This is a genomic window from Actinacidiphila acidipaludis (assembly GCF_019890725.1).
In the GTDB taxonomy this organism is placed as follows: domain Bacteria; phylum Actinomycetota; class Actinomycetes; order Streptomycetales; family Streptomycetaceae; genus Actinacidiphila; species Actinacidiphila acidipaludis.
This window is the reverse complement of record NZ_JAINZZ010000009.1, coordinates 89,806-107,026: the sequence shown is the minus strand read 5'-3', so window position 1 is coordinate 107,026 and position 17,221 is coordinate 89,806. Positions and strand designations below refer to the sequence as shown.

General features: G+C 72.9%; 13 protein-coding genes and 1 pseudogene. 8 read left to right on the top strand and 6 right to left on the bottom strand.

Annotated elements, in window-relative coordinates; genetic code table 11:
• Window positions 1-7: 7 nt before the first annotated feature.
• Genes nuoL through nuoN form a run of 3 tightly spaced genes read left to right on the top strand, consistent with a single transcriptional unit; the run spans window position 8 to window position 5,182 of the window.
• A complete protein-coding gene (gene nuoL / locus K7862_RS10920) occupies window positions 8-1,912 on the top strand; it encodes an NADH-quinone oxidoreductase subunit L (RefSeq protein ID WP_222962279.1) in 1,905 nt (634 codons plus the stop codon).
• 7 nt (window positions 1,913-1,919) lie between these two features.
• Window positions 1,920-3,527, top strand: a complete 1,608-nt coding sequence (locus K7862_RS10915; RefSeq protein WP_222962278.1) for an NADH-quinone oxidoreductase subunit M — start codon at window positions 1,920-1,922, stop codon at window positions 3,525-3,527.
• On the top strand, window positions 3,524-5,182 hold the full coding sequence (gene nuoN / locus K7862_RS10910) for an NADH-quinone oxidoreductase subunit NuoN (RefSeq protein WP_222962277.1): 1,659 nt from the start codon (window positions 3,524-3,526) through the stop codon (window positions 5,180-5,182). Before K7862_RS10915 ends, nuoN begins: the two co-directional genes overlap by 4 nt.
• A 103-nt stretch (window positions 5,183-5,285) precedes the next feature.
• Here nuoN and K7862_RS10905 read toward each other — a convergent pair whose 3' ends face one another.
• Both K7862_RS10905 and K7862_RS10900 read right to left on the bottom strand, forming a co-directional pair.
• Window positions 5,286-5,786, bottom strand: a complete 501-nt coding sequence (locus tag K7862_RS10905) for a hypothetical protein (RefSeq protein ID WP_222962276.1) — start codon at window positions 5,784-5,786, stop codon at window positions 5,286-5,288.
• A gap of 17 nt (window positions 5,787-5,803) precedes the next feature.
• Window positions 5,804-6,628, bottom strand: a complete 825-nt coding sequence (locus K7862_RS10900; protein WP_222962275.1) for a class I SAM-dependent methyltransferase — start codon at window positions 6,626-6,628, stop codon at window positions 5,804-5,806.
• A 58-nt stretch (window positions 6,629-6,686) separates the two neighbouring features.
• Between K7862_RS10900 and K7862_RS10895 the strand changes: the two genes are divergently transcribed.
• Window positions 6,687-7,199 (top strand): DinB family protein, encoded by a 513-nt coding sequence (locus K7862_RS10895; RefSeq protein WP_222962274.1) that lies wholly within the window; start codon window positions 6,687-6,689, stop codon window positions 7,197-7,199.
• A 102-nt stretch (window positions 7,200-7,301) separates the two neighbouring features.
• Here the strand turns inward: K7862_RS10895 and egtD are convergent, their stop codons facing one another.
• The 4 genes and pseudogenes from egtD to egtA form a co-directional block, all read right to left on the bottom strand.
• Window positions 7,302-8,279, bottom strand: a complete 978-nt coding sequence (gene egtD / locus K7862_RS37465; RefSeq protein WP_262412967.1) for an L-histidine N(alpha)-methyltransferase — start codon at window positions 8,277-8,279, stop codon at window positions 7,302-7,304.
• Window positions 8,280-8,504: 225 nt separating this feature from the next.
• A pseudogene (locus tag K7862_RS37460) lies at window positions 8,505-9,137 on the bottom strand (class II glutamine amidotransferase domain-containing protein); the annotation flags it as partial.
• The gene (gene egtB / locus K7862_RS10885; protein WP_308011931.1) at window positions 9,137-10,444 is read right to left on the bottom strand and encodes an ergothioneine biosynthesis protein EgtB; all 1,308 of its coding nucleotides are present in this window, start codon (window positions 10,442-10,444) and stop codon (window positions 9,137-9,139) included. The pseudogene K7862_RS37460 and the gene egtB, both read right to left, overlap by 1 nt.
• Before the next feature lie 273 nt (window positions 10,445-10,717).
• On the bottom strand, window positions 10,718-12,082 hold the full coding sequence (gene egtA, locus K7862_RS10880; RefSeq protein ID WP_222962271.1) for an ergothioneine biosynthesis glutamate--cysteine ligase EgtA: 1,365 nt from the start codon (window positions 12,080-12,082) through the stop codon (window positions 10,718-10,720).
• A gap of 428 nt (window positions 12,083-12,510) precedes the next feature.
• Here egtA and K7862_RS10875 point away from each other — a divergent pair, with 428 nt between their 5' ends.
• From K7862_RS10875 to K7862_RS10860, 4 genes are all read left to right on the top strand, one after another.
• Entirely contained in the window at window positions 12,511-13,530 is a 1,020-nt protein-coding gene (locus K7862_RS10875; RefSeq protein WP_222962270.1) for a polyprenyl synthetase family protein, read from the top strand.
• Window positions 13,531-13,943: 413 nt separating this feature from the next.
• Entirely contained in the window at window positions 13,944-15,197 is a 1,254-nt protein-coding gene (locus K7862_RS10870) for a LolA family protein (protein WP_222962269.1), read from the top strand.
• Between the two features lie 68 nt (window positions 15,198-15,265).
• Window positions 15,266-16,231: an ABC transporter ATP-binding protein gene (locus K7862_RS10865; RefSeq protein WP_222962268.1), complete on the top strand. Its 966-nt coding sequence runs from the start codon at window positions 15,266-15,268 to the stop codon at window positions 16,229-16,231.
• On the top strand, window positions 16,218-17,213 hold the full coding sequence (locus K7862_RS10860; RefSeq protein ID WP_222962267.1) for an ABC transporter permease: 996 nt from the start codon (window positions 16,218-16,220) through the stop codon (window positions 17,211-17,213). Before K7862_RS10865 ends, K7862_RS10860 begins: the two co-directional genes overlap by 14 nt.
• The last annotated feature ends 8 nt before the right edge of the window (window positions 17,214-17,221 follow it).

Here is a 17,221-nt window from a genome sequence, read left to right as displayed (position 1 = left end):
TGCGACAGTGGAAACCCTGATCGGACTGCTCGTCGCGGCACCGCTGCTGGGCGCGGCCGTCCTGCTGATCGGCGGGCGGCGGCTCGACCGCAGCGGTCACCTGCTCGGCACGCTGCTCGCGCTGGTGTCCTTCGCCTTCGCGGTGGTGCTCTTCGCCGACATGCTGGGCAAGAGCGCGGACCACCGCACGCTGACCTCGACCCTGTTCACCTGGGTGCCGGTGGAGAGCTTCCAGGCCCAGGTCGGCTTCCAGCTCGACCAGTTGTCGATGACGTTCGTGCTGCTGATCACCGGTGTGGGCTCGCTGATCCACATCTACTCGATCGGCTACATGGAGCACGACGAGAACCGGCGGAAGTTCTTCGGCTTCCTCAACCTGTTCCTCGCGGCGATGCTGCTGCTGGTGCTGGCCGACAACTACTTCCTGCTGTACGCCGGCTGGGAGGGCGTGGGCCTCGCCTCGTACCTGCTCATCGGGTTCTGGCAGCACAAGCCGAGCGCGGCCACCGCGGCGAAGAAGGCGTTCCTGGTCAACCGGGTGGGCGACATCGGCCTGTCGGTGGCGATCATGCTGATGTTCACCACCTTCGGCTCGTTCACCTTCGCCGACGTGCTGCCCGCCGCCGCCAAGGCGGGTTCCGCGCAGCACGCCACGATCACCGGCATCGGCTTCATGCTGCTGCTCGCCGCGTGCGGCAAGTCGGCCCAGGTGCCGTTGCAGTCCTGGCTCGGCGACGCGATGGAGGGCCCCACTCCGGTGTCGGCCCTCATTCACGCCGCCACCATGGTGACCGCGGGCGTGTACCTCATCACCCGGTCCGGCGCGATCTTCAACGCCGCCCCGGACGCCCAGGTCGCGGTGGTCACCGTCGGGGCGGTCACGCTGCTCTTCGGTGCGATCGTCGGTTGTGCCAAGGACGACATCAAGAAGGCGCTGGCCGGCTCCACGATGTCGCAGATCGGCTACATGATCATGGCGGCCGGGCTCGGCCCGATCGGCTACGTCTTCGCGATCATGCACCTGGTCACCCACGGCTTCTTCAAGGCCGGGCTCTTCCTCGGCGCCGGTTCGGTCATGCACGGCATGAACGACGAGGTGGACATGCGCCGTTACGGCGGCCTGCGGAAGTTCATGCCGATCACCTTCGTCACCTTCGGCCTCGGCTACCTGGCGATCATCGGCTTCCCCGGCCTGTCCGGCTTCTTCTCCAAGGACAAGATCATCGAGGCGGCCTTCGCCAAGGGCGGCACCGAGGGCTGGATCCTCGGCGGCTGCGCGATGCTGGGCGCCGCGATCACCGCGTTCTACATGACGCGCGTGATGCTGATGACCTTCTTCGGCGAGAAGCGCTGGGTCCCGGACGCCGAGGGCCACGAGCCGCACCCGCACGAGTCGCCGTCGGTCATGACGATCCCGATGATCATCCTGGCCTTCGGTTCGGTCTTCGCCGGCGGCCTGTTCTCCCTCAACTCCCGGTTCGTGCACTGGCTGGAGCCGGTCACCGGGTACTCGGAGGGCGACTCGCCGGTCAGCACCGGCGCGGTCACCGCGGGCACGCTGGTCCTCCTGGTGGTGGGGGTGGGCATCGCCTGGCTGATGTACGGCAGGCGGCCGGTTCCGGCGGTCGCGCCGCGCGGCAGCCTGCTCACCCGGGCCGCCCGCCGGGACCTGCTGCAGGACGACTTCAACCACGTCGTCCTGGTCCGCGGCGGCGAGCACCTCACCCGCTCGCTGGTCTACCTCGACCACTCCCTGGTGGACGGCGTCGTCAACGGCACCGCGGCCTCGGTCGGCGGCCTCTCCGGCCGGCTGCGCAAGCTGCAGAACGGCTACGTCAGGTCGTACGCCGTGTCGATGCTCGGCGGTACCGCGGTGGTCGTCGCCGCGACCCTTCTGATGAGGGCGGTCTGAAAAAGCCATGGCAGACTCTTCTTTTCCCATCCTGACGGTCACCGCCGCGCTGCCGGCGGCGGGCGCGATCGTCACGGCTGCCGTGCCCGCCGCACGCAAGGCGGCCGCCCGGTACACGGCGCTGGCGTTCTCCCTCGGCACGCTGGTGCTGTCGCTGATCACGCTGTTCCGGTTCGACCCGCAGGGCGCCCGCTACCAGTTCACCGAGACGCACACCTGGGTGAAGAGCTTCGGGCTCCACTACGACCTGGGTGTCGACGGCATCGGCGCCGTGATGGTCGCGCTGACCGCCCTGCTCATCCCGTTCGTGATGCTGGCCGGCTGGCACGACGCCGACCCGCTGGAGGACGTCACCGGCCCCAACCGGCGCTGGCGGCCCACCCAGGGGTTCTTCGCGCTGATCCTGGCGGTCGAGGCGATGGTGGTGCTCTCCTTCGAGGCCACCGACGTCTTCCTCTTCTACATCTTCTTCGAAGCCATGCTCATCCCGATGTACTTCCTCATCGGCGGCTTCGGCGACCGCGCGCACGCCGGCGGTGAGGAGGAGGCGTCGCGGCAGCGCAGCTACGCGGCGGTCAAGTTCCTGCTGTACAACCTGGCCGGCGGTCTGATCATGCTCGCCGCGGTGATCGGGCTGTACGCGGCCACCGCCAAGCAGCTCGGCACCGGCACCTTCGCGCTGCAGGACATCCTGAACGCCCGGGCCTCGGGCAAGCTCGACCTGGCCACCTCCACCGAGCGGTGGCTGTTCCTCGGCTTCTTCTTCGCCTTCGCGGTGAAGGCCCCGCTGTGGCCGCTGCACACCTGGCTGCCCAACGCGATGGGCGAGTCGACCGCGCCGGTGGCGGTGCTGATCACCGCGGTCGTCGACAAGGTCGGCACCTTCGCGATGCTGCGCTTCTGCCTCCAGCTCTTCCCGGAGGCGTCCAAGTGGGCCACGCCGGTGATCATGGTGCTCGCGGTGATCAGCGTCCTGTACGGCGCCCTGCTGGCGGTCGGCCAGCGGGACATCAAGCGGCTGATCGCGTACGCGTCGGTGTCGCACTTCGGCTTCATCATCCTGGGCATCTTCGCGATGACCAGCCAGGGCCAGTCCGGCGCGACGCTCTACATGGTCAACCACGGGATCTCGACGGCCGCGCTGATGCTGGTCGCCGGATTCCTCATCTCCCGGCGCGGCTCGCGGCTCATCGCGGACTTCGGCGGGGTGCAGAAGGTGGCGCCGGTCCTGGCGGGCACCTTCCTGATCGGCGGCCTGGCGACACTGTCGCTGCCCGGACTCGCGCCGTTCGTCAGCGAGTTCCTGGTGCTGGTCGGCGCCTTCAGCCGCTACCCGGCGCTGGGCATCATCGCCACGCTGGGCATCGTGCTGGCCGCGCTGTACGTGCTGGTGCTCTACCAGCGCACGATGACCGGCCCGGTGAAGGCCGGCGTCGCGGGCATGTCCGACCTGAAGGCACGTGAACTCGTGGTCGTCACACCGCTGATCGCGCTGCTGCTCTTCCTCGGCGTCTACCCCAAGCCGGTGGCGGACATCGTCAACCCGTCGGTCCAGCACACGCTCTCCGACGTGCACAAGACCGACCCCAAGCCCGCGCTGGAGGCGAAGAAGTGAGCGCATCCGCTATCGCGCCGTCCGTCCACAGCCTGTGGACGACGGCCGCGCCCGCCACGGAGAAGTTCCCCACACCGCACATCGAGTACGCCCAGCTGTCCCCGACGCTGATCGTCTTCGGTGTGGCCGCCCTGGGCGTGCTGGTCGAGGCGTTCCTCCCGCGCAAGTCGCGGTACACCGCGCAGGTCGGGCTGGCCGTCGTCGGCCTGGCCGCGGCGTTCGCGGCGATCGTCGCCCTGGCGGAGAAGGGCTACGGCACCACCAAGGCGCACATCGCGGCCATGGGCGCGGTCGCCGTCGACGGCCCGGCGCTGTTCCTGCAGGGCACCATCCTGCTGGTCGCGCTGGTGGCGGTGTTCACCTTCGCCGAGCGGCGGCTGGACCCCAAGGCGCACGGCCGGCACGTCGACTCCTTCGCCGCGCAGGGCTCGGCGGTGCCCGGCGGTGACCAGGAACGGGCCGCGGTGCGGGCCGGCTTCACCACCACCGAGGTCTTCCCGCTGCTGATGTTCGCCGTCGGCGGCATGCTGATCTTCCCGGCCGCCAACGACCTGCTGACGCTCTTCGTGGCCCTCGAGGTCTTCTCGCTGCCGCTGTACATCCTGTGCGCGCTGGCCCGCCGCAACCGCCTGATGTCGCAGGAGTCCGCGGTCAAGTACTTCCTGCTCGGCGCCTTCTCCTCGGCCTTCCTGCTGTTCGGCATCGCGCTGCTCTACGGCTACGCGGGCACCGTCTCCTACTCCGGCATCGCGTCGGTGATCGACGGCACCGCCAAGACCACGCCGGCGCTGGCGTCCTCGACGCAGAACGACGCGCTGCTGCTGATCGGCCTGGCGATGGTGACGGTCGGCCTGCTGTTCAAGGTCGGCGCGGTGCCGTTCCACATGTGGACGCCCGACGTCTACCAGGGCGCGCCGACCCCGGTCACCGGCTTCATGGCCGCGGCCACCAAGGTCGCCGCGTTCGGCGCGCTGCTGCGCCTGCTGTACGTCGTGCTGCCGGGCATGCGCTGGGACTGGCGTCCCGTCATGTGGGGCGTGGCCATCGTCACGATGGTCATCGGGGCGGTGATCGCGGTCACCCAGACCGACGTCAAACGGCTGCTGGCGTACTCCTCGATCGCCCACGCGGGCTTCATCCTCGCCGGTGTGATCGCCATCGACAAGTCGGGCGTCTCGTCCGTCCTGTTCTACCTGGCGGCCTACTCCTTCGTGACGCTGGGCGCGTTCGCGGTCGTCACGCTGGTGCGCGACGCCGGCGGCGAGGCCACGCACCTGTCGCGGTGGGCGGGCCTGGGGCGGCGTTCCCCGCTGGTGGCCGCGGTGTTCGCGGTGTTCCTGCTGGCCTTCGCGGGCATCCCGCTGACCTCCGGCTTCGCGGGGAAGTTCGCGGTCTTCAAGGCCGCGGCGCAGGGCGGCGCGATGCCGCTGGTCATCGTCGGTGTGATCTCGTCGGCGATCGCGGCGTTCTTCTACATCCGGGTGATCGTCCTGATGTTCTTCAGCGAGCCCAAGGCGGACGGCCCCTCGGTCGCCGTGCCCAGCCCGCTGACGTCCACGGCCATCGCCGTCGGTGTCGCCGTCACCGTGGTGCTGGGCCTCGCGCCGCAGTACTTCCTGGACCTGGCCGACAAGGCGGGGGTCTTCGTCCGCTGACGGCGCCGGCCGCGCCGCCTCCGGCATCCGCTGCCCCGGGCCTCCTCCCGCTGAGGGAGGGCCCGGGGCAGCCGCGTTCGCCGTGGTGTCCGGGGGCGTCCGGCTAGCCGCCGACGACGAAGGGCGTCATGGTCGCGGGCATGTCCATGGAGATCTCGGCCTGCATGAACTCCCTGCTCGCCAGCAGCAGCACCGGCGTGCGGCCGGGGTGGTGCGGGCCGGCCGCGGCGCGTATCAGGTCGCCGTCGCCGGAGGTGTCGGTCAGGTGGAAGACGAAGTCCGTGTCCCGCGTGGCGCCGTCGGGCAGCAGGGTCAGCATGGCGGGCTCGTTGATGTCCATCACGTCGTTCTCCCGCATCGACCGGATGGCGGCCGCGGCGTCCCCGGAGTGCCGCAGCCACACGTCGTAGCCGCCGCCGTCGCCGGCGGTGACCCGCCCGATCCAGCCCGCCGGCAGCCGGCGCGCCATGTCCCGCTGCATCGCCGCGGTGTCCACGTGTCCCGCGTGACCGCTGCCGCCGCCCGTCATCCAGACCACCGCGGCCGCGGCCGCCCCCAGCAGCACGATCCCGCCACCGAGGGCGGCCGTCCGTCGTGTCCCCATGGCCGGGAGCGTACGGCTCACACGCCGCCCTGGGCGAGCAGTGCCCTGTGCGGAAGCGCCAGCAGTCCGTCGGGGCGCCGGAAGCCGCCGCAGAGCTCGTCGTAGGCGCCGCGTATCCGGGCGACGGTCTCCGGCGTCTGGCGGCTCACGGTCTGCGCGATGGACCCGATCCCCGCCGTGGCCCCGGCCCACCAGACCTCGGGGTCGACCACGTGGTCCCAGTGCAGCGGCGTGCACAGGGCGTCCGTCAGACCCGCTTCGGCGAGGAGGGCGGACAGGCCCTCCGCGGTGCGGGGGAAGTCCTGGTCGGCGGCGAGCCCCTGCGGGATGTCGTCCGGGCGGGACGCCCCGGCCTCCGCCGCAGCCCGGCCCAGCAGCGCCTGCCCGGGCGCGGGCGGGTAGGCCCAGACGGTCACGGCGATCCGGCCGCCGGGACGCACCACCCGGCGCAGTTCGGCGACCGCCTTCCGCGGCCGGGCCACGTGGTTGACCGCGAAGTTGGCCACCGCGACGTCGAACGCGCGGTCCTCGAAGGGCAGTTCCGGGAGCACCGCGAGGCGCACGTCGGCCTCGGGCACCGCCTCGGCGGCCCGTTCCACCATCGACGGCTCGGCGTCGATCGCCGTCACCACCGCGCCGCGCGCCCAGGCCGCCGCCGCGACCGTGCCCGGCCCGGTCCCGGCGTCCAGCAGCCGCAGCCCCTTCGCCGAACCGTCGTCCGGCAGACCGGCCGCGTCCAGCAGCGCGGGCACGGTCCGGGCGCACAGCAGTCCGAAGGTGCGGGCGTAGGCCTCGGCCCGGCCCGCCCAGATCTCCCGCTCGAACGCGTCGAATTCATCCATGATCCGCCAACTCCGGGGCCGGGCCGCTGGTTCCCCGGCCGCCGGATACGCTGCGGCGATGACTACCGACACACGTGTGGGACCGCCGTCCTTCGGCGGCGAGCGGGAGACGCTGCGGGCCTTCCTCGACTACCACCGCGCCACCCTGGCGATGAAGTGCGAGGGCCTGACCGACGAGCAGCTCAGGCAGCACTCGTCACCGCCGTCCACCCTGACCCTCCTCGGCCTGGTCCGGCACATGGCCGAGGTCGAACGCGCCTGGTTCCGCCGGGTGTTCGAGGACCACGACGCGCCCATGGTGTGGTCGGACAAGCCCGCGGACTTCCAGGCCGCCTACGACGCGAGCGCGTCCACCCGCGCGGAGGCGTTCGCCGCCTGGGAGGCGGAGGTCGCCCGGTCCCGGCGCATCGAGGAGGCCGCCGCGTCGCTGGACGCCGTCGGCTACCAGCCGCGCTGGGAGGAGGAGGTCTCCCTGCGCCTGGTGATGTTCCACATGCTCCAGGAGTACGCCCGCCACAACGGCCACGCCGACTTCCTCCGCGAGGGCGTCGACGGCGTCGTGGGCGCCTGAGGACCGTACGGGCGCCCGGCGGCGGCCGGCCGCCCACCGGCGAACCGGTGGACGGCCGGAGCCGACGGGAGCCGACCGGAGCCGACCGGACGGGGTCCGGGGCTAGTTGGGCACGGCGAGGAGCAGCGCGAACCGCCCGGCCGCGTCCGTCCACCACTGGCGGACCGTGAAGCCGCCGTCGTGCAGCTCCTCGGTGAGCGTCTCGCGGCGGAACTTGCAGGACAGCTCGGTCCGCAGGTCCTCCGCCTGGGCGAAGTCCAGGGACAGGTCGAGCTCGGGGATCTTCACGGTCTGCGCCGTCCGGGAGCGCAGCCGCATCTCGATCCGCTCCTCCTCGGTGTTCCACAGGGCGACGTGGTCGAAGCCGGCCGGGTCGAAGTCCGCCCCCAGCTCCCGGTTGAGCACGTGCAGCACGTTCTTGTCGAACTCGGCGGTCACGCCGGCCGTGTCGTCGTACGCGCGCACCAGCACGTCCGGGTCCTTGACCAGGTCCGCCCCCAGCAGCAGCACGTCGTCGCTGCTGAGCGCGAGCGACAGGGTGCGGTAGAAGGCGAGCCGCTGCGCGCGGTCGAGGTTGCCGATGGTGCTGCCGAGGAAGGCCAGCAGCCGCGGACCCGGCTCGTCGGAGAGCGCCAGGTCCTGCTCGAAGTCGGCGACCGTGGCGGTCACTTCGAGCTGCGGGTAGTCCCGGCAGATGGCGTCGCCCGCCTCGGCGAGCGCCGTCGAGCTGACGTCGAGCGGCGCGTACCGCCGCAGCGTGCCGGCCGCGGTGAGGGCGTCCAGCAGCAGCCGGGTCTTGCGCGACGAGCCCGAGCCCAGCTCGACCAGGGTGGCGGCACCGGTCAGTTCGGCGATCTCCGGCGCCCGCCGCTCGAGGATCTCCTGCTCGGCGCGCGTCGGGTAGTACTCCGGCAGCCGGGTGATCTGCTCGAACAGGTCGCTGCCGCGTTTGTCGTAGAACCACTTGGGCGGCAGCGTGCGCGGCGAGCTGCCGAGACCGGCCAGCACGTCCGCGCGGAGGGACTCGGTGAAGTAGCCGGCGGGCAGCCGGTCCTCGAGGGTGAAGCGGCTCTCGGTCATGATCGTGTCCTCGCTGTCTCTGCTGTCGTTGCGCGCGGGGCGCAGCGCGACGACCCGGACCCCTGCCGTGGTGGCCAGCAGCAGGGAGCGGTCGGGTACCTCGTGCCACTGCCCGGGCGCGTCGTCGGGCTCGGAGGCGACCAGCACGTGATCGGGGCCGGTGCGGTACCACAGCGTGTCGCCCCACGCCGTGGCGGCGACCGTACGGCCGTCGGTGAGCAGGAAGTTGAGACGGGCGGTGGGCCGGGCGGCGGCCACCTCGCGGACCACGGCGGCCAGTGCGCCGCCCGGCGGCTCGCCCTGCCGCAGTCTGCGCGCGGTCATCGCCCACAGCAGCGCGGAGTCCGACCGCGCGTCCATGGCCAGGAGTTCGGCGGCCGGCAGCGACGTGGGCAGCCGCGTCCAGTCCGGGACGGCGCCGTTGTGGCTGAACAGCCAGCGCCCGTCCCGGAACGGAGCGGCCGCCGACTCGTCCTGCGTGGTGCCCGCGGTGGCCGAGCGGACCGCGGCCAGCACGGCGCCGCTGCGCACCGCGCGGGTGAGCTCCGTGAAGTTCTCGTCGGCCCAGACCGGGACGGCCCGCCGGTAGCGCGCGGGCCGGGGGAAGGTCTCGTCACCGTCCCCGCTGTCCCCGGGGCCGTCGTGCCGCTCCCGCGCCGGGCCCGCGGGCCGGCCGTCCGTCCCGCCCTCGCGCGGGTACGGCTCCGGATACCAGCCCACCCCGAACCCGTCGGCGTTCACCGTGCCGTACCGCTGCCTGCGCGGCTGCCACGCCTGCTCGTACAGGCCGCGCGGCGGCTCGGTCAGCAGCCGCGCGAGCGGCACCGGCGGCCCGAGGTACGCCAGATGCCGGCACATCAGGCGTCCTCGCCCGGGCCCGCGTCCCTGGCGGTGCGGAAACCGGCGAAGATCTGCCGGCGGACGGGGTAGTCCCAGTTGCGGAACGTGCCCCGGCACACCACCGGCGACACCCCGAACGCCCCGCCGCGCAGCACCTTGTACTCCGGGCCGAAGAACACCTCCGAGTACTCCTTGTAGGGGAAGGCGGTGAACCCGGGGTACGGCGTGAAGTCGGACGCCGTCCACTCCCACACGTCGCCGATGAGCTGCCGGGCGCCGCTGGGCGCCGCCCCGGCCGGGTGGCTGCCGGCCGGGGCCGGCTGGAGGTGGCGCTGCCCGAGGTTGGCGTGCTCCGGGCGGGGGTCGCCGTCGCCCCACGGGTAGCGGCGGGACCGCCCGCTCGCGGGGTCGTGCCGGGCCGCCTTCTCCCACTCGGCCTCGGTCGGCAGCCGCCGGCCGGCCCAGCGGGCGTACGCGTCCGCCTCGTACCAGCACACGTGCAGCACCGGCTCGTCGTCCGGGACCGGCTCGACGTGCCCGAAACGGCGGCGCGTCCAGCCGTCGCCGTCCCGGGACCAGAACAGCGGCGCCTCCAGCCCGGTGTCCTGGACGTGCTGCCAGCCCTCGGGCGTCCACCACCGCTCGTCCCGGTAGCCGCCGGCGGCGATGAACTCCCGGTAGGCGCCGTTGGTGACCGGCACCGTGTCCAGCCAGAAGGCCGGGACCTCGACGGTGTGCGCGGGCCGCTCGTTGTCCAGCGCCCACGGCTCGGTGGAGGTGCCCATGGCGAACGGCCCGCCGGGGACCAGCACCTCGCGGGGCAGCGTCGCGGCGTCCGCGGGCGCGGGCGGCGGCGCGGGCGCGTCCAGCACCGGCGGGCCCTTCCGCAGCTGGTGGGTGGCCAGCATCGTCTCGTCGTGCTGCTGCTCGTGCTGGGCCAGCATCCCGAAGACGAAGCCGTCCGCCAGCAGCGGCTCGGCCTGGCCGGGCGAGGTGTCGGCGGCCGCCAGCACCTCCAGGGTCTCGGCCCGGACGGCGTCGGCGTAGGCGCGGGCCTCGGCGGGGCCGAGCATCGGCAGGGCCGGCCGGTCGGCGCGCGGGGTCTGGAACGCGTCGTAGACGTGGTCCAGGTCGGGGCGCAGCCCCGGACGCCCGCCGGCCTCCCGGACCAGCCACAGCTCCTCCTGGTTGCCGATGTGGGCGAGGTCCCACACCAGGGGCGACATGAGCCGCGAGTGCTGGGCGACGAGGTCCTCGTCGGAGACGGCGTCGGTGAGGGCCAGGGTGCGCCGTCTGGCGGCCTCCAGGGCCGCCCTGGCGCGCACGGACGGCTCCGCGGGCTCCGCGGACCCGGCGAGGGCCCCGGGGTCCGCCAGGGCCCCGTATGCCGCGGCGCCCGCGGACGTGGTCGAAGCCGTGTCCGCAGCCGTGTCCGCAGCCGCGGTGGCCACGTCAGGAGCCGGGTCCGCAGCCGGTGTGACGGGCGGCGCCCCCGGTGCGGTTGATGCAGAAGATGCGGGAGATGCGGGTGGGGCGGTGTTTCGGGCAGTGCTGGTGCTCGTGGTGCGAGGGTTTGTCACGAGAAGCCTTCCAGTGGGTCAGGCGCGGCTCAGCGCGTCCAACTGGTCGTCTGCGGGACATCGGCCGCGTTCGGGGTAGCGCTCGGCGAAGCCGGTCAGTGCCTGCCGCAGCGCGGCGGGCGCCCCGGCGCGGGCGAGCGCGCTCCCGGCGGCGGCGAAACAGGTGCGGGCCGCCTTGGCGAGATCGGGGTCGGCCAGCCCGATCCTGGCGGCACGCCGCCATACCTCGTCGGACGGAAGAGGGTCGGCCGGGACGCCGAAGGGGTCGTCCTCGGGCACCTGGACGGGGCCCGGCAGGGGGCCGCTGCCGGGGCAGAGCGGTTCGGTGGCCGCCCAGGCCGCGTCGGCGGCGACGGGATCGTCCATCAGGGTCGCGGCCAGGACGGTCGCGACGATCCAGTCGTCGCCGTCCTGGGCGTCGATCATCCGCAGCTCCAGCCAGCCGCGTGGCCTGACCGGCGGGAACAGCGTGCTGAGGTGGTAGTCCAGATCGGCCAGTGTGGGGCGGCGCAGCCCGGGGACCGCGCCGCGCAGCCAGCCCCGGAAGGTCAGGCCGGCCGGCGCCGACCAGTCCGCGGCCGCGCCGTCGCCGCTCTCCGTGCCGTCACCGGGTTCCGCGCCCCGGACGCACAGCAGCCGGGCGTCCAGCGCGTAGCCGGCCCAGGCGGTGCCCGGGTCGGGGTGGTGGCGGGGGTGACGGGTGCGGCCGGGGTCCATCCGCCCCCAGGTGGCCTGGCGGGCGGACAGCCATCCGGTGGGGCGGCCGTCGCGGAAGGGTGAGTTGGCGAAGGCGGCGACGAGCACCGGCCCGATCCGGTGGGCGAGCGCCCAGCGGTAGCGGTGGCCGGAGACGCCGGGGGAGTCGTCACCGCAGTCGAGGTTGACCTGCAGGGACGCGGTGCGCCGCATCATGGTGCGGCCCCAGGGGCCCTCGCGGTCGAAGAAGCACTCCATCGCCCGGTAGCGGGGATGGTCCAGCACACGGGGTGGGTCGCGGAAGGGGTCGAGCCCCCGGCCGACGAGGACCAGTCCGGCCCGGTCGGCGGCTTCGCGCAGTACGGCGAGATCGGCGGCCATCGCCTCGACGCACGCGCCGAGCCCGGTCGCGGGTGCGGAGCTGAGCTCCACCTGCCCGCCCGGCTCGCGGGTGATCCTGCTGCCCCGGGGAAGCGCCCCGGGAGCCTCGACCGGCGCGAGGGCCGCGTCCAGCCGGTCGACGGGTATCAGTTCACGGGGGTCGGAGCGGTCCTGTACCAGCCACTCCAGTTCCACACCGGTACGTTCGGGCGGACCGGTCTTGAAACAGACCCCGCGCACGTGCGCTTCCGCCTCGTCCTCTTCGATCCCCCCGACGTCGTCGAGGTCGTCAAAGCGGCCTGCCATCGATCCACCTCCTCTCTCCAGGTCGGGCGCCGGTTCGCGGCGCCCGAAGCGAGGACATGTCACAAGTTGCTCTGGCGAGTGTAGTTGTCCGAGGTGCGGAACGGTCTTACGGAACGAGGAACACTGCACCGGGGCCAAGCCGACAGCAGTGTGCAATCGGGCCTTCACCGCGCTGCTGTCTCCAGGGCCCCTCCTGTCATCCTTACGAGTCGGACAAAAGCCTGCAATTCAGGTAATCAGGATTATACGTACAGTGACCGGGTGCGGCCCGGTGCAGTGCCAGGCGACGACGGTGATCCACACGTGACCGGCTACCCTGCCGGTATGAGCAGCACCAGGCTGCGCCGGAAGCTCAGAGCCGCCAGAGCCAGGGAGACGTCGGGCTGCACTGCCAGCCTGGAGTCAGATCAGCGACAGGAGTACCCCTCGTGACCGTCGTCGAGCCTTTCGGGCTGAGCGTGTGGGACGAGGCCCTTGAGGCCGACATCCGTACCGGTCTCGCAGCCGTGGAGGAGGGCCTCCTGGAGGCCACCAAGAGCGACGTGCCGTTCATCACGGACGCGGCCCGTCATCTGGTGGAGGCGGGCGGCAAGCGGTTCCGGCCACTGCTGGTGATGCTCGGGGCGCAGTTCGGCGATCCGCACGCCCCGGGCGTGGTCCCGGCCGCGGTCGTGGTCGAGCTCACCCACCTGGCGACGCTCTACCACGACGACGTGATGGACGAGGCGACCGTCCGGCGCGGGGTGCCCAGCACCAACGCCCGCTGGGGCAACTCGGTGGCCGTGCTCACCGGCGACTTCCTGTTCTCCCGCGCCTCCCACCTGCTCGCCGACCTCGGGCCCGAGGCGGTCCGGGTGCAGGCCGAGTCCTTCGAGCGGCTGGTCACCGGCCAGATCATGGAGACCGTCGGGCCGCGCGACGGCCACGACCCGCTCGACCACTACATGGAGGTCATCGCCGGCAAGTCCAGCTCGCTGGTCGCGGTCTCCGGCCGCTTCGGCGGCATGATGTCCGGCGCCGGCGAGTCGGTGGTCCGCATCCTCAGCGCCTTCGGCGAGCGCATCGGCGCGGCCTTCCAGCTCGCCGACGACATCCTGGACATCGCCAGCGACAGCCACGAGTCCGGCAAGACCCCCGGCACCGATCTGCGCGAGGGCATCCCCACCCTGCCGGTGCTGCACGTCCGCCGCTGGTACGCGCAGTCCGGCAGCGACGCCTCCGCCGAGGACCGCCGGCTCAACGAACTGCTCGACGGCGACCTGACCGACGACGCCCGGCACGCCGAGGCCCTTGCGCTGCTGCGCCGCCACCCCGCCATGGAGCTCGCCCGCCGCGACACCCTGGAACTGGCCCACGAGGCCCGGGCGCTGCTGGAGCCGCTGCCGGACAACCCCGCCAAGTACGCGCTGGCCACCCTGTGCGACGCGGTGGTGCACCGCACCCGCTGACCGCCTCCCGCCGCCCGTCTGCCGCTGAGCGCCTCCCGCTGCCCGTCTGCCGCTGACAGCCTCCCGCCGCCCGGACCGGTCCGCACCTCCTGCCCCCGACGCCCGTGCGTCCGGGGCCGGTTGACGGGGGCTCGGACGCCCGCCGCGACACGCGGGTTCCGCGTCCCGGCCCTGAGGCGACCCCGATTCACCCCCGAGCCCAGCCGGGGAGTCGACGCCTCTTCCCGGGGTACACCAGGGGTGTTGTGTCATCCCGCGGGCGTACACCGGGTTGCATCCGCGGGCTGATGTGCCGGGTTGGCCGTTTTGGTGTGATGGATACACCACTTCACGGCGGACCGGGCGACAATGGGCCCGGGGAGTGGACGAGTGCGAGGCAACTGACCGCCGCTGACGACGGAGGTAGGAACGCAATGGCACCGATCCAACCGGCACGCTACGACGACGAGGACGTGCCGGGGAGTGGACGCGGCCGCAGAGCGGCACGGTACGCCGTGCCGGTCGCCGTCGCGGGCGTGGCCGCCGCGACCATCAGCCTGGTCCCGGCCCTCGCGGACAGCGGCAACCCGTCGCTGCCCTCGATCACCGTGGAGCAGCTCCTGACGAAGATCGCCGCGTCCCACACCGACGCGGTCGACGGCACGGTCAAGATCACCACCGACCTCGGCCTGCCCTCGCAGATCACCGGTGCGGGCGGGGCGATGTTCGGCGGTCCGGCGAGCGTCGGCAGGGGGCCGGGCCGCGGCGGCGACTCGCCCGCGGCGCCGCAGTCCCAGCTCACCCAGCTACTGGCCGGCACGCACACCCTGCATGTCGCGGCCGACGGCCCGGACAGGCAGAAGATCTCGATCCTGGAGTCCGCGGCCGAGTACAGCGTCATCCACAACGGCGCCCAGCTCTGGGCGTACGACAGCGCGTCGGACCAGGCGTACCACCAGACGCTGCCGCAGGACGCCCGGGACCGGCAGGACACCCAGCCGCCCGGGGGAGTGCCGGCCACCCCGCAGGACGCCGCCCGGCAGATCCTGAAGGCCGCCGACGGCACCGCGTCGATCACCGTGGACCGCACCGCCCGCGTCGCCGGACACGACGCCTACGGGCTGGTGGTCACCCCGCAGCACGCGGACACCACCACGGTCGGCTCGATCCACATCGCGGTGGACGCCAGGACGGGGGTGCCGCTGAAGGTGACCGTGACGCCGCGGGGCGGCGGCAAGCCCGTCTTCGACGTCGGCTACACCAAGGTCAGCTTCTCCGCGCCGTCCGCGAGCACCTTCACCTTCACCGCGCCCAAGGGCGTGAAGGTCACCGAGGGCGGCTCCCGGACCGGCCACGAGGGCACCGCGCCCACGCCGCAGGACCACATGAACGGCAAGGACGCGCAGCCCACCGTGCTCGGCAAGGGCTGGGACTCCATCGCCGTCGTCACCACCCCCGCCGGCGTGTCCTCCGGCAGCGACCAGGCCGGCAAGCAGTTCAAGGACCGGGCGCACGGCGCCCAGTCGCTGATGAACAGCTTCGGCAAGCCGGTCACCGGAGCCTTCGGCACCGGCACGGTCTTCCACTCCCGGCTGGTCAACGCCCTGCTGACGGACAACGGCACGCTCTACGTCGGCGCCGTCACCCAGTCCGCGCTGACCGACGCCGCGAACGCCGCCGCGAAGTAGGCGCCCGCCCGGCCGCCGTCCCGCCGCGCCTGCGGGACGGCGGCCGGGGCGGCCCGTGAAGGAGAGGCATGGCACAGCCGTCCACCGCGCAGCCGCCGGCCGACGTGGTGATCGAGACCCGGGGTCTCACCAAGCAGTACCGGGGCACCCTCGCCGTGGACGGCCTCGACCTGCGCGTCCCGCGGGGCAGCGTCTTCGGCTTCCTCGGGCCCAACGGCTCGGGCAAGACCACCACCATCCGCATGCTGATGGGACTCATCGCCCCCACCGCGGGCAGCGCCCGGGTGCTGGGCAGCCCGATGCCGCGGGCGGGCAGGTCCGTGCTGCCGCGGGTCGGCGCGCTCATCGAGGGCCCGGCCCTCTACGGCTTCCTGTCCGGCCGCGACAACCTGCTGCGGTACGACAGCGCCGACCCCACCGCCGATCCGCGGACCCGCAAGGCCCGGGTGGCCGGCGCGCTGGACCGGGTGGGCCTGTCCGCGGCGGCCGGAAAGCGCGCCAAGGCCTACTCGCTCGGCATGAAGCAGCGGCTGGGCCTGGCGGCCGCCCTGCTGCAGCCGCGTGAGCTGCTGGTGCTGGACGAGCCGACCAACGGCCTCGACCCGCAGGGCATGCGGGAGATCCGCGGCCTGGTCCGGGAGCTGGCCGCGGACGGCACCACCGTCTTCCTCTCCTCACACCTCCTCGACGAGATCGAGCAGGTGTGCACGCACGCCGCCGTGATGGCGCGCGGCCGCCTCATCACCCAGGGACCGGTGGCCGAGCTGGCCGCGGGCACCCGGGGGCGGCTGGCGGTCACCGGACCCGATCCGGCCCAGGCGGCCCGCGTGCTGGCGGTGCACGGTGTGACCGGGCTGACCACCGACGGGCAGCGGGTCACCGGCGACCTGCCCGCCGACCCGCCGGACCTGGCCGAGATCAACGCCGCGCTGGTCGCCGCCGGGGTGCGGGTCCGCGGATTCGGCCTCGAACGCGCCTCGCTGGAGGACGCGTTCGTGGCCCTGACGGGGGAGGGCTTCGATGTCGCGGGCTGAACCGAGGGCCGGGCAGCCGGGGCCGCCGCCTGCCGGGGACGCGACCGGAGGCCGGACAGACACCGGCGCCGACGCCGGCGTCGTGGCAGGACCCGCGACCGGACCTGCCGCCGGACCCGTGGCCGTGCGGGCGCCGAGGCCGGGCTGGACCCTCGGCCTGTTCCGCTCCGAACTCGTCACCGTCTTCCGCCGCCGCCGCACCCAGGCGCTGTTCGCCGTGCTCGCGGGCGTCCCGCTGCTGGTCGGGATCGCGGTGCGCATCGAGACCCGCAACGGCGGCTCGCTGGGCGGCGGGGGCCGCGGTGACGGCGGCCCCGCCTTCATCGAACAGGTCAGCAACAACGGCCTGTTCCTGACCTTCGCCGGGCTGGCGGCGACGCTGCCGTTCTTCCTCCCGATGGCCGTCGGGGTCGTCGCCGGCGACTCGATCGCGGGCGAGGCGAACGCCGGCACCCTGCGCTATCTGCTGGTCGCGCCGGCCGGCCGGACCCGGCTGCTGGTGGCCAAGTACGTCTCGGTGCTGGCGTTCTGCCTGGCCGCCACGCTGGTGGCCGCGGTGTCCGCGCTGATCGTCGGCTTCGCGCTGTTCCCGGTGGGGGACGTCACCACGCTGTCCGGCACGTCCATCTCGCTGTCCGCCGGGATGGCGCGGGCGCTGCTGATCGCCCTGCTGGTGGCGGCGTCGCTGGTGGGCATCGGCGCGCTCGGCCTGTTCATCTCCACCCTCACCGACAGCGGCATCGGCGCGATGGCGACGACCGTCGGCCTGCTGATCACGGTCCAGATCGTCGACAGTTTCCCGCAGTTGCACGTCGTCCAGCCGTACCTGTTCACGCACTACTGGCTGAGCTTCGCCGACATCCTGCGCGATCCGGTGAGCTGGACGGGCATCGGGAAGAACCTCGGCCTGCAGGCCCTCTACGCGGCGGTCTTCGGCTCGGCGGCCTGGGCCCGGTTCACCTCGCGCGACATCACGGCCTGAGGCCCGGC